Here is a 16,230-nt window from a genome sequence, read left to right as displayed (position 1 = left end):
TATCAACGGTCAATATCGGGGATTACATAATCCATCGAACCTCCGATACTGATAAGGTCGGAAAGTTTTTCGTTTTTGCATATCACCGGCATGGCCGATACCAGCGCCATTGAAGGCGACCTGAACTTCAGGCGGTAGGGAGTTTTGTCTCCACGGCTTTCGATAAAAACGCCAAATTCGCCACGGGCAGCTTCAACACGTTGGAAGTATTCTCCTTCGGGCAGCTTGATAATGGCCTTTGTTTTGGCCAGGAAATCACCCTCGGGAATATTATCGACCAGTTGTTCGATGATGTGCAGCGATTCTTCTATTTCATCCAAGCGGTTCAGGTATCTGGCATACGCATCGCATTCGGTGCGCAGTATTTCTTTAAATTCTACTTTGTTGTAAAGGGCGTATGGCTGGTACTTCCTCAAATCGCAGGCAAAACCCGATCCTCTTCCGGCAGGGCCTGTTACGGCATACGAAACAGCATCTTCTTTACTCAGAATTCCAAGTCCTTTCATTCTACCTACTGCAATAACGTTGCCGGTGAACAGGCTGTGGTATTCTTTCAGTCGTCGCCTCATTTCGGGGATGAAAGCTTTCACGTCCTTCTGGAAACCGGCATATATATCGAACATTACCCCACCTATCACATTGTAGTTGATGATAAGGCGACCGCCCGACAATTTTTCAAATATATCAAGAATTCGCTCACGTTCGCGGAACCCGTAGATGAAGGCGGTTGTTGCGCCCAGGTCCATACACATACAGCCCCAGGCCACCAAGTGCGAGTCGATACGGTTCAATTCATCCATAATGGTACGGATATATTGCGCCCGCCCGGGGACTTCTATTTCTGCGGCTTTTTCAACACACATGCACAGTCCGTGCCGGTTGATGTTTGCCGACAGATAATCGAGCCTGTCGGTGAAGTGCAATATCTGCGGATAGCTAAGGCCTTCGCTCAGTTTCTCTATTCCTCGATGGATATAGCCGCTGTGTACATCAATTTTTGTTACAATCTCACCTTCCAAAGAAGTGCGGAAGTGCATAACGCCATGCGTTGAGGGATGTTGAGGGCCTATGTTGATGATGTAATCATCGTCGTTGAAAATCTTAACGGTTTCCTCTTTCAAGCCCTGAGGGGTTTCCACTATGCGGGGAGCAATGTCTATTATTTCTTTGCTTTCTACCGACACGGGGTTGAGCGCCGGATGGTCGTCGTAATCTTTCCGGAGCGGGAATCCTTTCCAGTCTTGGTTAAGGAAAAACTTCCGCATGTCGGGGTTGTTGATAAAACGGATGCCGAGCAAGGCGTAAACTTCCCGTTCGTTGAAGTGTGCCGTTTCCCAAAGATCTGTAACCGAATACAATAAAGGATTTACACGGTCGGTTGTTCCTGTTTTAAGCGCCACTTCCTTCGATACATCGTGCGAAGAGGAGAGCAGGTAATTGACGCCCAGTTCTTCGCCCCGGTCCACTCCGGTGAGTTGCACCAGAAAATCGAAAGGGAATCCGGCGTTGTAACGCAGGGTTTTTGCCAGTATGTGTAACTTTTCGGGGCCTACCGTTACTGTCAGTTTCTGTTTTTCTTCGATAACAGCTTCCGGTACGGTTTTTAAGATTATATTTTTAATATTTTCCATCGAACTCTTTTTTGTAAAAAGGATAGGGCTCCGGTTTTTATTTTTTTGATTTGAATATAAAGCGTTCCAACTTAATCTTCCGTTGCAATTGCATCAAGCCATAAAGCAACGATTCGGGACGGGGCGGACAGCCCGGGATATACACATCAACGGGCAGTATCTCGTCAATGCCTTTCAGCACGTGGTACGAATTAACGAAAGGGCCGCCTGTATTGGCGCAACTTCCCATCGACACTACATATTTTGGTTCGGCCATCTGGTCGTAAACGCGTTTCAGCAGCGGAGCCATTTTGTGCACAATTGTTCCGGCCACTACAATAACATCGGCCTGACGCGGGCTGTTACGGGTAACTTCCATGCCAAAGCGGGCTATATCGTGTTTTGCGGCAGCCGTTGCCATAAATTCGATACCACAACAACTGGTAGCAAAAGCCAGCGGCCAGATAGAATTGGAGCGCCCCCAGTTAATAAGGTCGTCCAGTTTGCCGACAACAATGCCAACGCCGTTAGCACGCAGTTCGTTTACATAATCTTCGAGGTATTCGTTGTCCTTGAAATCCTTGTTGGGAATACCTTTTATATTGATGTCTTTTACTTCCATTCCAATGCTCCTTTCTTCCAGGCATAAGCTAAGCCCAAGCCCAGTATTATGATGAAAAACACGATACTATACAATCCGGCTGCACCCAGTTCTCTCACCACGGTTGCCCAAGGAAACAGGAAGATAGCTTCCACATCGAACATCAGATACAGAATTGCATAAAGATAATACCCTACACGAAATTGCATCCACGAGGTTCCGTGTGTTGGGATACCACATTCGTAAGGTTCGCCTTTTTGGGCATTAAATGATCGGGGAGATAACAGAATAGCCATGCCAAACCCGGCACACACTAAAAATATACCTGTACACAGTACAACGAGAAAAAACGCAGAATCCATTTCTGTTTTTTATTTAAAGGTCAAAATAGATATGTCCACTCATCACAGTATTGATGATATTGCACACTCAATATTACATTTTGCAATTTGACGCAAAAGTAAGGCTTTATTTTTATTATACATAAAATAATGGAGAATTATTTTCGGAATTTTCAATGTAAAGCTTTTTCCCATTTTTTTTTGCGGATTTGATTCGTTATTTTCCTGCACGAAATTTGGGCAATTGCAAAGGATTGCTTACACATCAGGGCACATGTATGTAGGGGAGATTGCAAATTTGTAGCAACTTGAGATTCTTAGTGTCGAAAAAAAATATATCTTTGTGAATGAAAATAGAATTTTTATGGATATAAATAAACATATTGTTGACCAGCGAATTAGGAAAATAGTTAGCGATAATCCCGATAAATTTCAAGCTGAAAATGATGATAAAAAGAAGTTGTCAAAAGCATTCGTTTGTTTGTCTGTTGCTTCCTATTTAGATATAGAATTGGAAGAAGCATTTGGACTTATAACCGAAGGTGGCAATGATGCCGGAGTTGATGCTATCTATGTTGGCGATATTGATGATAATGATTTTTCTGTCGTTATTTTTCAAGGAAAATACTCTTTTAAATTAGATATTGACAACAATTTCCCCGCAAATTCTGTACAGCGGGTTATTGGCAGTATCGGAGCCATTTTTGACCCAAGCAAACCGATAGAAATGAATGAAGATTTAATGCCAAAAGTTCAAGACATCCGTTCTTTAATTGCTGATGGTTACATTCCAACTATTCGATGTGTATTTACTAACAATGGGTTAAAATGGAATAATGATGGAGAAAATCACATTATAAATTCCGGATTTCCCGAAAATCAAGTCAGATTTGAATACTTTAATCATAAAAATATAGTTGATTCTTTACAATCTAAAAAAGGGATTAATGAAACGCTTCAATTATCTGGAAAAAGTATTCATGAGGATTTTAATTTTAAGCGAGTATTAGTCGGTAAGATTAATGTACTAGAATTAGCCAAGCTGTTTGACAAGCATGGAGACAATTTATTAGACCAAAATATTCGAAAATATTTAGGTATGACGACTAACAGGGTTAATACGGCAATTAAAGATACTTTGCTGAGCGACAAAAGGGAGAATTTTTACTTTTACAACAATGGGATTACGATGATATGCAGTAAATTCACATATAATGGATTGCAATCTGATAATTGGATAGTAAAAGTTGATAATTTACAGATAATCAATGGGGGACAATCTTGTAAAACTATATTATATACCGTAAAGAATAACCCTTCAATAGATTATTCAAATGCTTATGTGCTGGTTAGATTATATGAATTGTCGGGCGAGGGTATGGATTCGTTGATTACCGATGTTACTATTGCTACAAACAGCCAAAATCCGGTTGATTTACGGGATTTAAGAGCGAACGATGATTTACAAAAGAGATTGGATATCGCTGTTGCAGAGTTGGGGTATTTGTATAAAAGGAAAAAAGATAATACGATTTCTTCACGAGAAACAACTATATTATCTTCCGTAGCAGCTGAATCTATATTTTCTGTTTGGAAGCAGAAACCATATCAGGCAAAATTTAAGAAAAATGATTTATTTGGCGCTTTCTATCAAGATGTTTTCGGCAATATAAATGCGGCGCAACTCATTATTTCAGTCTTGATTTATCGTTTTTGTGATACTCAAAGAAAAAAATCTGCATTAAGAGATGCCTATCCTCATATTCCATATAGCAATTACTTTATGGCAATGATTATTGGCAATTTATTGCTTTCTGATTTAAGTCTTAGCTCGGATAAACTAATACATACCGAGTTTGAGAAGGTAAAAACTTATTTTGAGACAAATAAAGATAGCCTCTTTGAAAGAGCAAATGAGAAACTAGTAGATGCCTTAACACAATTATATCCTGAAGGATACGATAAAATTGATAAAAGACGGCTGTCTGCAACATTTCGCAGGGGAGACCTGATGACCTATCTGTCGTAATCCTACATTAAGGGCATAGGGTACAGGAGGAAATTGGAGGGGCTGTGTCAAAAGCCTGTCATCCCGTGCTTGACATGGGATCTCCTAACAAGCATCAGCCGAATGTCAGGAGATTGCGGGTCGGAGCCCGCAATGACAACCTCAGAAAAAGACTTTTGACACAGCCCCCTACAATCTTTTATTTCACTACCCCTCCATTATCCACCCGGGCAGCCGGCTGTAGCAACACAAGGCTTCCGTCTTTGTTTTCTACCGACAGAATCATTCCTTGCGATTCTATTCCTTTCAGCTTCCTTGGTTCGAGGTTGGCGATGAAGCAGACTTGTTTGCCGGTCAGGCTTTCGGGTGCGTAGCATTGGGCGATGCCCGATACGATGGTGCGTTTTCCGGCGCCTTCGTCAATCAGGAATTGGAGCAGTTTATCGGCCTTGGGTACTTTTTTACATTCGAGGACTGTGCCGACACGTATATCAAGCTTCTCAAACTCATCGAATTGAATATTGGGTTTCACGGGAACGGTTTTTTGTGCATTTTCCGATTCGTTGGCTTTTTTCGTATCCAGCAGTTTTTGTATTTGCTTTTCGATGGCTTCGTCTTCGATTTTTGCAAACAGCAAGTCTATATTGTCGCCCAGCGGATGTCCCTCAGCCAGAATATCCATTTGTCCCAGTTGGTTCCACGACAAATCCGATATATGGATGAACTCCTTTATCCGTTTCACGCTGAAAGGCAAGAAGGGTTCAAAGGCAATGGCCAGATTCGCTGTGATTTGAAGGGCTATATTTAATATGGTCGCCGTCCGCTGCGGATCGTCTTTTATGGTTTTCCAGGGCTCGGTATCGGCCAGGTATTTATTGCCGATACGCGCCAGGTTCATGGCTTCTTTTAGTGCATCGCGAAAACGGAATGTTTCCAGATTTTTTTCTATCAAGGCTTTCACACCGGCAATTTCGGCCAGGGTTTCGTTGTCGTAAGCTGTAAGCTCGCCGGCGACAGGCACCTGATTTTGAAAATATTTTTGTGTCAGCACCAATGCCCTGTTGACAAAATTGCCCAATATGGCCACCAGTTCGTTGTTGTTGCGCGCCTGAAAATCTTTCCAGGTGAAATCGTTGTCTTTTGTTTCGGGCGCATTGGCTGTCAGCACGTAGCGGAGCACATCCTGTTGACCGGGGAAATCGGCCAAATATTCGTGCAACCACACCGCCCAATTGCGGGAGGTAGATATTTTATCGCCTTCAAGATTCAGAAATTCGTTGGCAGGCACATTTTCGGGCAGGATAAACGAGCCCTCAGCCTTGAGCATGGCCGGAAAAACGATGCAATGAAACACGATATTGTCTTTCCCGATAAAATGGATAAGGCGCGTATCTTCTGATTTCCACCATTTTTCCCAGGAATCGGGCAGTAATTCTTTGGTGTTCGAGATATACCCTATCGGCGCATCGAACCACACGTACAGCACTTTCCCTTCGGCTCCTTTCAGCGGAACAGGCACTCCCCAATCCAGGTCGCGACTTACAGCGCGTGGCTGGAGCCCCATGTCGAGCCAGGATTTGCATTGCCCATACACATTGGTTTTCCATTCCTTGTGGCCGTCGAGTATCCATTCCTTCAGCCAGGCTTCGTGCTTGTCCAGGGGCAAGTACCAGTGGGTTGTTTCCTGCAGGACGGGCGTTTGACCCGATATGGCAGAACGAGGATTGATTAATTCGAGCGGGCTGAGGGATGTACCGCAGGTTTCGCATTGGTCGCCGTATGCATTGGGATTGCCGCAATGAGGGCATTCGCCCATGATATACCGGTCGGCCAAAAACATCTTGGCTTCGTCGTCGTAATATTGTTCGGAGGTCTTTTCTTCAAATTCGCCTTTTTTGTACAATTTGAGAAAGAAATCGGAAGTAGTTTCTTTGTGGATAGCTGAACTGGTACGCGAATAAATATCGAAAGAGATACCAAACTCTTCAAACGATTTTTTGATGATGGCGTGGTACTTATCAACAATATCCTGAGGCGAAACCCCTTCTTTGCGTGCCCGAATGGTAATCGGAACACCGTGTTCGTCCGATCCGCCGACATGTATTACGTCTTCGCCTTTAAGACGCAGGTAGCGTGTATAAATATCGGCAGGCACATACACTCCGGCCAGATGCCCGATATGAACAGGTCCGTTAGCATACGGTAAGGCGGAAGTAACCAGCGTCCGGTTGAATTGCTTTTTCATAAACTTTTTGTCTTAGAATAGAGGCACAAAGATATAATAAGAAACTAAAAGTGAAAAACTAATTAGCAAATTACTCCATTAGCAGCCCCCTAAATCCCCCGTAGGGGGACTTTAAAAGCCTCCCCTGCGGGGAGGTTGGAGGGGCTTTTCTTTTAATTTACAGCGCATCCAGCCACAATTTTAGCAAGCTGCGCATTTCGTTTTTGTATTTGAAAGTATCTTTCATGCCCCAGCCATGTCCTCCTACCGGAAAAATATACATGCTTGCCGGAATATTGTTGCGTTTCAGCGCTTGGTAATACAGAATGCTGTTTTGAGGCAATACCCCTCTGTCGTCGTCGCTCAACAGCAATATGGCCGGAGGAGTTTGGGCGTTCACCTGCTTTTCGGGCGAATAGGTATAAAAATCGGCGTCCGTTGTATTTTCGCCTAACAAGTTTATCCGCGAGCCATCGTGCCGGTACTCTTTTTCCATGGTGATGACGGGGTAGAAAAGCGCCGAAAAATCGGGACGTGTAATACTGTCCTTATAGCGTGTGGAAGCAGTAGCGGCAAGATGTCCTCCTGCCGACGAACCGGCCACTCCCACCTTGTCGATGTTCCATTCCTGCGCTTTTGAACGAACGTATCTGAATGCATTCTGCACATCATCCAATGGCATATTCTTGTATTTTTTATTGGGCAGGCGGTATTTCAGAACAATACCCGCATAACCTTGTTCTTTCAGCCATTCGGCTACCTGAATGCCTTCGTGTTGCATGGCCAGGTGGCTGTATCCACCTCCGGGACAAATAATTACGGCTTTCCGCTTGTTTATGGAGGCATCCGGCAAGTAAATTGTGATTTCAGCATCAGTCGCCGATTTTTCCAGCGATTCCAATTTTTCACTTGCAGGGAGAGGATAAATATCCCCCAGCTTAACAACTGTTTGTGCATCAACGTTGTACATGATTGCAGCTAATAAGATGGTCAGAAATGTTTTTTTCATGGTTTTATGTTATTAAAATTGTTCCAATGCTTTATTTTCCCATTTTGTCATGGTTTCCTGTTCTTCGGGCGATTTGTCGTTGATGCCGCAAAGATGCAGCGCTCCATGAATAATCACCCGGTGAAGCTCGTCCATGTAGCCGGTATTGAATTGTTCGGAATTGCTCTTCACCGTATCCAGACTAATGAATATATCGCCCGAGACCAGCTTGTCGTCGCTGTAGTCGAAGGTGATTATATCGGTGTAGTAGTCGTGTTGCAGGTAGGTTTTGTTTACCTCCAGTATTTTTTCGTCGGAACAGAATATGTACGAAATCTCTCCCGTCTTTTTACCAAAAGAGCCAATCACCTCCTTAATCCAACTACTCACCTTCCGCCGCTTTATGGCCGGAAATTTTACTTCTTCGCTTTGATAAAATATTGACATAAGTTTTATAATTAAAAGCCACTCCAAACCTCCCCGTGGGGGAGGCTTTTGAAATCCCCCCTGCGGGGAGGTTGGTGGGGCTTTTATTTCAATTTATGAATAACCAGTCCCGAACGTAATTTTGGTTCAAACCAAGTAGTTTTGGGTGGCATTATATTTCCCGAATCGGCAATGTTCATCAACTGATCCATTGTTACCGGATACAGGGCGATGGCCAGTTTCATTTCGCCGCTGTCAACTCGTTTCTGCAATTCTTTCAGTCCGCGAATACCGCCTACGAAATCAATTCGTTTATCCGAGCGTAAATCTTTGATTCCCAGTATTTCATCCAATATGTACTTGGATGAGATGGTAACGTCCAGCACGCCAATGGGGTCGTTGTCGTTGTAGGTATCTTTCTTGGCGGTCAGGCTATAACATGTTCCATCGAGGTAAATCGAAAAGTTGTGCAATTGGCTTGGGCGCACCATCTCTTTTCCTTTTTCCTCTACACTGAAATAGTTTTCCAGTTTTTTCAGAAATTCGCTTGTGCTTAGGCCATTCAGGTCTTTCACCACGCGGTTGTAATCAATGATATTCAACTGATTGGCCGGAAAACAAACCGCCATAAAGTAATTGTATTCCTCGTCGCCTTTATGTGCCGGGTTTTGCTGCGCTTTTTCGGCTCCAACCAGCGCTGCCGCTGCCGACCGGTGATGTCCGTCTGCAATATACAAATAAGGTATCTTCGCAAAACTTTCGGTTATTTTCTGTGTGTCGTCCTTGCTGTTTATAATCCAGAAATGATGACCTACACCGTCTTGCGAAACAAAGTCGTATTCCGCCGGGGTCGAAATGATGCGGGCTACCAGTTCATCCAACTCTTTTTGTTCGGGGTAGGCAAAAAATACCGGCTCTATGTTGGCGTCATTCACACGGACATGCTTCATGCGATCTTCCTCTTTATCGCGCCGCGTCAGTTCGTGTTTTTTGATGTTACCGCTCAAATAATCGTCGATGTGGGCGCACAAAACAATGCCGTATTGCGTTTTACCATTCATGGTCTGGGCATAAATGTAATAATGCTCCTGTTCGTCCTGAACCAGCCAGCCTTTTTCCTGAAACTTGTTGAAGTTTTCGGCAGCGCGCATGTAAACAACAGGCTCATGCTCATCTATTTGTTCCACAAAATCAATTTCGGGTTTGATGATTCGGTATAGCGATTTTGGATTGCCTTCAGCCTCAATGCGGGCTTCGGCCGAGTTTAAAACATCGTATGGGCGGGAAACAATTTGTTCTACTGATTCCCGTGGAGGACGTATCCCCCTGAATGGTTTGATTATTGCCATAAAGACTTAAAGTTTATATTATAACGTTCTATTTTCTTGCTTGCAAAGATAATGCTTTTAGTTGCAAATTACAAGTTGAGGGAGCCTCCTTTGGTTTTTAACTTGTACCAAGGAATAGTTGCAAGTAGCATGGCGGACGCATGAAAAGAAGAAAACCTAATTTTCACCTGATTTTCTTTACGAAATAACCTCAGCAATAATGTGTTATCTTGTATATCCCTACATCATTACCTCATTGTTCATATGCTTCCTTTGTTGATAGAATTGGGTATAAAATAAATGAGGTAATGAGTCCCCGAACAGAGAACAGTAACCTTTGTGACAGTAACGGGATTCTGCGATATTTTATCGGTGGCAGGTATTTGGGAAAAAATGTATTTTTGCAAAATAAGATTCCGCGCCACCGAGACCGAACTAACCATGGTGTTTTACGCCCAATAACTCACGACACAAAAATACAATTTTTTGGCGAAATCAAAAAAAATCAATATATTTGCACCTATTGTCAGAAGAAAAAAGCAATGGCACAGATTAATCGACTTAAAGTAGCTCTTGTTGAACAGAACAAGACTGGTAAATGGTTGGCAGATACCCTGAAATATGATGTAGCAACGGTTTCGCGTTGGTGTTCCAATGTAACGCAACCTCCGCTTAAAGTGCTGTTTGAGATAGCAGAATTGTTGGATGTGGATATAAAAGATTTGCTTGTTTCAACGAAAAAGAAGTAATATATGTCGTCAAAATTCTTTACTAATCAGCACGATAATACCCTCTTTGATAAATTTAGAGGAATAGCACAAGGCATGACAAATTTTTATAGTTTTCATGCGGTTGTAGGATTTTTCCGCTCTTCGGGATACTTCAAATTACGGGAAGAACTGAAAGATGTGCAGAAAATTCAAATATTAGTGGGTATCAATATCGACAATATTTTTCGGAAACACAACAAAGCAATGTTGATGTTAGGGAATGAAGAAGAAGCAAAAAATCTTTATGACCAAGATTTTATCAATGATATACAAAATGCTAATTATTCTGCCGAAGTGGAACGGGGAATCCTGCAACTTTGCGAGGATTTGCATACCGGTAAGGTGGAAATGAAAATCCATGCTTCAAAAAATCTTCATGCTAAATTTTACCTCTGTTTGCCGGAAAATCATTCTGAACACTCCGATGGCTGGGTAATTATGGGGTCGTCTAACATTTCCGATTCCGGTTTGGGGATAACGCAACCGCCACGTTACGAACTAAATGTGGCTATGAAAGATTTTGATGATGTGAAATTTTGCAAGAATCAATTTGATATATTATGGGATGAAGCCATTCCGCTTACGGCAAAGGATATTGAGAAAAGCAAGCAAAAAACGCATATCGGCGTTTTCCCAACGCCTTACGAATTATACATCAAAGTGCTTATTGATTCGTTTGGCGACCAAGTTGAAGATGATTTTTCCATTACGCTACCCGATGGCATTAAAGAATTGAAGTATCAAAAAGATGCTGTGATACAAGGTTATCAAATGCTTTGTGAGCACAACGGCTTTTTTCTCGCGGATGTTGTCGGTTTGGGGAAAACGCTTGTCGCCACAATGATAGCAAAGCGGTTTGTAGAATCAAACGGGAAGAATACCAATGTACTGGTAGTTTATCCGCCTGCTTTGGAAACGAACTGGAAAGAAACGTTCAAACTTTTCGGGCTGACCAAGAAAACACAATTTATCAGTAACGGCAGTCTTTCAAAAATTTTAGAGGGGAAAGACAATTACAAGGACAAGGAAATCTTTGATTTGATTATTGTGGATGAAGCGCACGGATTCCGCAGTGATACGGCAAGCAGGTACGATGAGCTGCAACGGATTTGCAAGTCTCCCCGCAGCAATTTGGGTTTGGTGAAAAGCGCTCAGAAAAAAATAATGTTACTTTCGGCAACGCCTTTGAATAATCGCCCGAATGACTTGCTCAACTTGATTCTTCTTTTCCAAGATGCTCGCCGAAGTACCATTGACGGTATAAATAATCTGCAAAACTTTTTCGCGCCTTTGATTGACAGATACAAAAAGGAAATGAAAAATCGACAAACTTTGAAAAATACAGATGAAGTGGATAGTATTTACAAAGAAATCCGCAATAGAGTATTGGATAAAATTACGGTACGCCGGACAAGACACAATATTCTAAATGACGTGTATTATAAAAATGACTTGGATGCCCAACAAATCAAATTCCCTGAAATTCTGCCACCGAAAGAACTGGAATATAAACTCAACATTCAATTGAGTAGATTGTTTTACAGAACATTATCCGTACTTACGGATGAAGAAAACGGATTGAAATACGCACGATACCGTGCCGTAGAATTTTTAACTCCCGAACAACAGAAAAAATTTAAGCATCCAAAAAATATTGGCGAAAACCTCAAGGGAATCTATCGCGTGCACATGGTAAAACGTCTTGAAAGTAGTTTTTATGCGTTTAAAAAATCTTTAGCAACATTTTTGCGGATAACAGAAGATATGCTTAAAATGTTTGATAAGGAGAAAGTTATTGTTGCACCGGAATTACAAGTGAAGGATTTGCAAGCGAAGGGTTGGGAACTCGACCGTATCATAGAGTTTGCATTATCCAAGGGATACGATGAATCGGATTTTCTTTTCAAACCGGAAGATTTTGATGAAGACTTTTTGGTTATGCTCCAAAACGACCGCGACAAATTGAAGCAGTTATCCGAGGAATGGGACACAATAACCGAAGACCCCAAATTAGATATGTTTATAGAAAAATTACAATCGGATTTGTTTGACAAAACGAAAAATCCGACAGGGAAATTAGTCGTATTTTCCGAAAGTGTAGATACAGTAAACTATTTGGAAGAAAAACTAAAATTGCATTTAGATAGGACTGATATACTGAAAGTTTCGTCCGCCACACGCGACAGGGATAAGGAAATCATTCGGCAATGTTTTGATGCCAATTATGAGAAACAAAGTGATAAATACAATATTGTGGTAACTTCAGATGTGTTGGCTGAAGGTGTCAATTTGCATCGCAGCAACGTGATTGTCAATTACGATTCGCCATGGAATGCCACACGGCTGATGCAACGAATCGGGCGCGTGAATCGTATCGGGTCGGTAGCGGATGAAATACTCAATTATATGTTTTATCCTTCTGCTGAGGGCGATGCGCAAATACAGTTATACAATAATGCGCTTATCAAACTGCAAGGATTTCATTCGGCTTTGGGCGAGGATGCACAAATCTATTCGCGTGAAGAAATCGTTAAAGAATTTCAACTTTTCGACCCCAAAGTAAAGGATAAAGTAGATATTCAGTTGGAGTTACTACATGAGGTTCGCGACCTTTATAATACAGACCGAGAGCTGTATAAGAAAATCAAAAAGCTACCATTAAAAAGTCGTATAGCAAGAAATGCCCCAAAAGCAGAAAATAAGAATACGACCATTGCTTTTATTCAATCGCCCATAAAAACAGAGTATTACAAGGTAACAACCGAAAACGTATTTCCCATTGATTTTATTGATGCCGCGTTAATTCTGAAAGCCAAAAAGGATGAGCCTGTCGCCGACTTTTCAGTAGCTGCCGAAACCCATTTCTCTCAAGTAAATCGCGCATTGAAAGCATTTCAGACAGAGAGCATTTCGCAACAAGATACCAACAGTTTGAACAGCCAAATACATGACAAGAGTACTGCCGAAGCACACAAGTTTTTCCGGTTATACAAAAACATCACACAAGACAACGAGATAAAACAGCAATGCAATACGCTACAAAGTTATATAGAGCAGGGCATTTACAATAATCTGCAAAAAGAAATCAGGACTTTGGCGCGTGAATACAAAAGCAACACGATTCTCATGACTGAAAATCAGTATAAAATTGACATTCATATCAACAACTTGTATGAAACATACTATACTGCGGAAAATGCAAATGACAACATAGATAACACAGAACCCAATATTGTGATTTCGGAAACGTTTATATAAAACTTTGTTTATGTTGAAAATAAATTGTAACTTTACTAAGTATTTTGATTGTAATGAAATTAACAAAATAAGTAGTAATGAAAAAGCGGACTAATATATTGGAAAGGAATCTGTATATCAACAAGATAAGTCCCTTTATTGACAAACAGATAGTGAAAGTGCTGACCGGACACCGCCGTGTTGGAAAGAGTTATATTCTCTATCAGCTGATGGATATTATCAAGGGAAAAAACAAAAATGCCAACATCATTTATCTCAACAAGGAAGATATTGCTTTCGACCGAATTCGCAACTATGAACAACTGAACGAATTTGTGGTGTCAAAATTGAAAAATGATACCCAAAATTACATTTTTATTGATGAAATACAATTGATTACAGATTTTCACATTGCCGTAAAATCATGGGCTTTAGATGAAAATAACGACATTTACATTACCGGTAGCAATTCAAATATGCTGTCAAGCGACTTGGCAAACGAACTTGGCGGACGCTATGTAGAATTTACAATTTACAGTTTGTCGTATCTTGAATTTCTTCAATTTCACCGTCTTGAAAATAACGATGAGAGTTTGGAACGCTACATTCGCTACGGTGGGTTGCCCTATCTAATTCATTTGCCGAACGATGACGAAGTGATAAAAGAGTATTTGAACAGCATTTATTCAACTATTATTCTGAAAGATGTAATTAAACGCCACAAGATTCGTAATGCAGACTTCTTGGAACGCTTGATTGCCTTTCTTGCTGGAAATGTCGGCAATCTGTTTTCCTCGAAAAGCATTAATGACTATTTGAAAAGCAATAAAGAGGAATCGTCTGTCAATCAAATTATTGAATACACCAATGCACTCACCGAAGCTTTTGTTGTCCATCGCATTGGGCGATTTGATATTGCAGGAAAAAAGGTTTTTGAACGGGGCGAGAAATATTATTTTGAAAATCTGGGAATATGCAATGTGGTAGCCGGATACAAACCGCAAAACCGTGCTCGCCGCTTGGAAAATGTGGTGCTAAATCATTTGCTATATGGTGGCTACGCGGTGAAAATTGGCACGCTACCGCCCGAAGAGATTGATTTTGTTTGCACCAAAAACGGCGAAACGCTCTATGTGCAAGTAACGATAGAATTATCCACGCAGGAAACTATCGACCGAGAATTTGGCAACTTATTGAAAATCAAAGATAATTATCCCAAAATTGTAGTTTCCAGCGAACGCTCATTTGAAAACACCTACGAAGGCATCGAACATATTTACATTCGTGATTTTCTGTCGGGGACTATATCTAATTCTATAATAAATACCAATTTACAAAAATGACGATATACTCTAACACTCAATTGCAATTCATTTTTCAAGCTAAATTTGACACAAATAGTTGGCAAGACATTTTGATAAACCTTTTTGATGCAAAAGAATTGCGCCAAATGCCGGAATTGTTGGATAATTCCACTGACGACGAAACCGCCTATTATTTGGGCAAAATAACAATGAAGGATGGTTTGTCGCTTGGATTGTTTCGTTACCAAATCAATAAAGGCAGCGTTGTACACAAACGGGTTGGATTGCGCAATCTGGTGAAAACGTTTACCAATCCGCGTTATGGTGTATTTGATGCTGCCCTTGCCGTATTTGATGACGGCGACAATTGGCGGGTATCCTTTATTTCCGACTGACGGAAAAATTGACGGAATATACTGCTTATAACGATAAAAATGGCGATAATAAGCAAGTACAGTATCAAATTTCCGCTTGCAATATTGTTATCTCTTTTAATGATGGTAAAGGGGAAAAATATAAATATACATTTCCAACTGATTTTGAAAAAATTGATGTAGAAAGTGGTTTTATGGAATATTCCGAAGCGAGTATTACGATGTGGTTTAGCCAAAGGGGAAGCGATAAGAAGAAAAGTTGGTACTTTTTGGATAAATCAACCCCAACATCAGAAATCAAGAAAATAGAAAAAGCAATTCATCACTTGAACAGTTTTTGTAAGAGTGAGGATTTGTTTTAATTGTTTAATTAGCAATATGTTTAATTTTAAATTATAGGAGATTTTAAAATGTCAAAAAAAATTATTTTATCAGCAGCCCATGCAGTAGATACTCCGGGTAAAAGAAGTATTGATGGCTCTCATTTGGAATACAAATGGAGCAGGGATATTTTGGGCAAAGTCCAGTCCAATTTAGAAGAATCGAGTGTTGAAACCATTTTGATTGCGCCAGACAGCGAAAAAACAATAACCGATGTATGGCAACGGGTTAAGGAAGAAAATAAAATTGATAACGCTTTTGTGTTCAGTTTGCATACTAACGCTGCTCCAGGCGATGGAAACAGTTGGCATGCAGCACGCGGCGTAGAAATTTACACAACAAAAGGAACAACAAAATCCGATGCCTACGCAACAAAAATTTTAAACGCGTTAATAAACGAATTTTTCCATGATATTACTCATTGGCGAACAGACAATTCAGATGGAGATTTGGACAAAGAGGCAAATTTTAACGAATTAATGTCCAAACACCCTGCCGTTCTTTTGGAATGGCTGTTCCACGACAATACCGCAGATGTCGCTTTGCTAAATGACCCGGCAATAAACAACAGGTTGATTAATTGCTTGTCAAATATTTTAATTAAAATATCTAATGAAATAATTTAAAACATTTACAAT

General features: G+C 41.0%; 14 protein-coding genes. 7 read left to right on the top strand and 7 right to left on the bottom strand.

Going from position 1 to position 16,230, the window contains the following annotated elements; translation table 11 throughout:
- Nucleotides 1-2: 2 nt before the first annotated feature.
- The 3 genes from ACYPWY_RS02620 to ACYPWY_RS02610 are packed head-to-tail and all read right to left on the bottom strand — an operon-like array spanning nucleotide 3 to nucleotide 2,573.
- Nucleotides 3-1,631 (bottom strand): NADH-quinone oxidoreductase subunit D, encoded by a 1,629-nt coding sequence (locus ACYPWY_RS02620; protein WP_459683876.1) that lies wholly within the window; start codon nucleotides 1,629-1,631, stop codon nucleotides 3-5.
- Nucleotides 1,632-1,668: 37 nt separating this feature from the next.
- On the bottom strand, nucleotides 1,669-2,232 hold the full coding sequence (locus ACYPWY_RS02615; RefSeq protein WP_459683875.1) for an NADH-quinone oxidoreductase subunit B: 564 nt from the start codon (nucleotides 2,230-2,232) through the stop codon (nucleotides 1,669-1,671).
- A complete protein-coding gene (locus ACYPWY_RS02610; protein WP_459683874.1) occupies nucleotides 2,223-2,573 on the bottom strand; it encodes an NADH-quinone oxidoreductase subunit A in 351 nt (116 codons plus the stop codon). The genes ACYPWY_RS02615 and ACYPWY_RS02610 overlap by 10 nt, the downstream gene beginning before the upstream one ends.
- A gap of 322 nt (nucleotides 2,574-2,895) precedes the next feature.
- Between ACYPWY_RS02610 and ACYPWY_RS02605 the strand changes: the two genes are divergently transcribed.
- Complete coding sequence (locus tag ACYPWY_RS02605) at nucleotides 2,896-4,581, top strand: AIPR family protein (RefSeq protein WP_459683873.1); 1,686 nt, start codon at nucleotides 2,896-2,898, stop codon at nucleotides 4,579-4,581.
- A gap of 178 nt (nucleotides 4,582-4,759) precedes the next feature.
- Here the strand turns inward: ACYPWY_RS02605 and metG are convergent, their stop codons facing one another.
- The 4 genes from metG to ACYPWY_RS02585 form a co-directional block, all read right to left on the bottom strand.
- Nucleotides 4,760-6,805, bottom strand: a complete 2,046-nt coding sequence (metG, locus tag ACYPWY_RS02600) for a methionine--tRNA ligase (RefSeq protein WP_459683872.1) — start codon at nucleotides 6,803-6,805, stop codon at nucleotides 4,760-4,762.
- 157 nt (nucleotides 6,806-6,962) lie between these two features.
- Nucleotides 6,963-7,793, bottom strand: a complete 831-nt coding sequence (locus ACYPWY_RS02595) for an alpha/beta hydrolase (RefSeq protein ID WP_459683871.1) — start codon at nucleotides 7,791-7,793, stop codon at nucleotides 6,963-6,965.
- 12 nt (nucleotides 7,794-7,805) lie between these two features.
- A complete protein-coding gene (gene ybeY / locus ACYPWY_RS02590) occupies nucleotides 7,806-8,219 on the bottom strand; it encodes an rRNA maturation RNase YbeY (RefSeq protein WP_459683870.1) in 414 nt (137 codons plus the stop codon).
- 83 nt (nucleotides 8,220-8,302) lie between these two features.
- Nucleotides 8,303-9,547 (bottom strand): DUF1015 domain-containing protein, encoded by a 1,245-nt coding sequence (locus tag ACYPWY_RS02585; RefSeq protein WP_459683869.1) that lies wholly within the window; start codon nucleotides 9,545-9,547, stop codon nucleotides 8,303-8,305.
- Nucleotides 9,548-10,068: 521 nt separating this feature from the next.
- Between ACYPWY_RS02585 and ACYPWY_RS02580 the strand changes: the two genes are divergently transcribed.
- From ACYPWY_RS02580 to ACYPWY_RS02555, 6 genes are all read left to right on the top strand, one after another.
- A complete protein-coding gene (locus ACYPWY_RS02580) occupies nucleotides 10,069-10,275 on the top strand; it encodes a helix-turn-helix transcriptional regulator (protein WP_459683868.1) in 207 nt (68 codons plus the stop codon).
- A gap of 3 nt (nucleotides 10,276-10,278) precedes the next feature.
- Complete coding sequence (locus ACYPWY_RS02575; protein WP_459683867.1) at nucleotides 10,279-13,554, top strand: helicase-related protein; 3,276 nt, start codon at nucleotides 10,279-10,281, stop codon at nucleotides 13,552-13,554.
- Nucleotides 13,555-13,631: 77 nt separating this feature from the next.
- A complete protein-coding gene (locus ACYPWY_RS02570) occupies nucleotides 13,632-14,876 on the top strand; it encodes an ATP-binding protein (protein WP_459683866.1) in 1,245 nt (414 codons plus the stop codon).
- 107 nt (nucleotides 14,877-14,983) lie between these two features.
- Nucleotides 14,984-15,232, top strand: a complete 249-nt coding sequence (locus ACYPWY_RS02565) for a hypothetical protein (RefSeq protein WP_459683865.1) — start codon at nucleotides 14,984-14,986, stop codon at nucleotides 15,230-15,232.
- Entirely contained in the window at nucleotides 15,205-15,573 is a 369-nt protein-coding gene (locus tag ACYPWY_RS02560) for a hypothetical protein (protein ID WP_459683864.1), read from the top strand. Before ACYPWY_RS02565 ends, ACYPWY_RS02560 begins: the two co-directional genes overlap by 28 nt.
- A 48-nt stretch (nucleotides 15,574-15,621) precedes the next feature.
- Complete coding sequence (locus ACYPWY_RS02555; RefSeq protein WP_459683863.1) at nucleotides 15,622-16,218, top strand: N-acetylmuramoyl-L-alanine amidase family protein; 597 nt, start codon at nucleotides 15,622-15,624, stop codon at nucleotides 16,216-16,218.
- The last annotated feature ends 12 nt before the right edge of the window (nucleotides 16,219-16,230 follow it).

The organism is Viscerimonas tarda (assembly GCF_054601255.1).
This window is presented reverse-complemented; position numbering and strand designations above follow the sequence as displayed.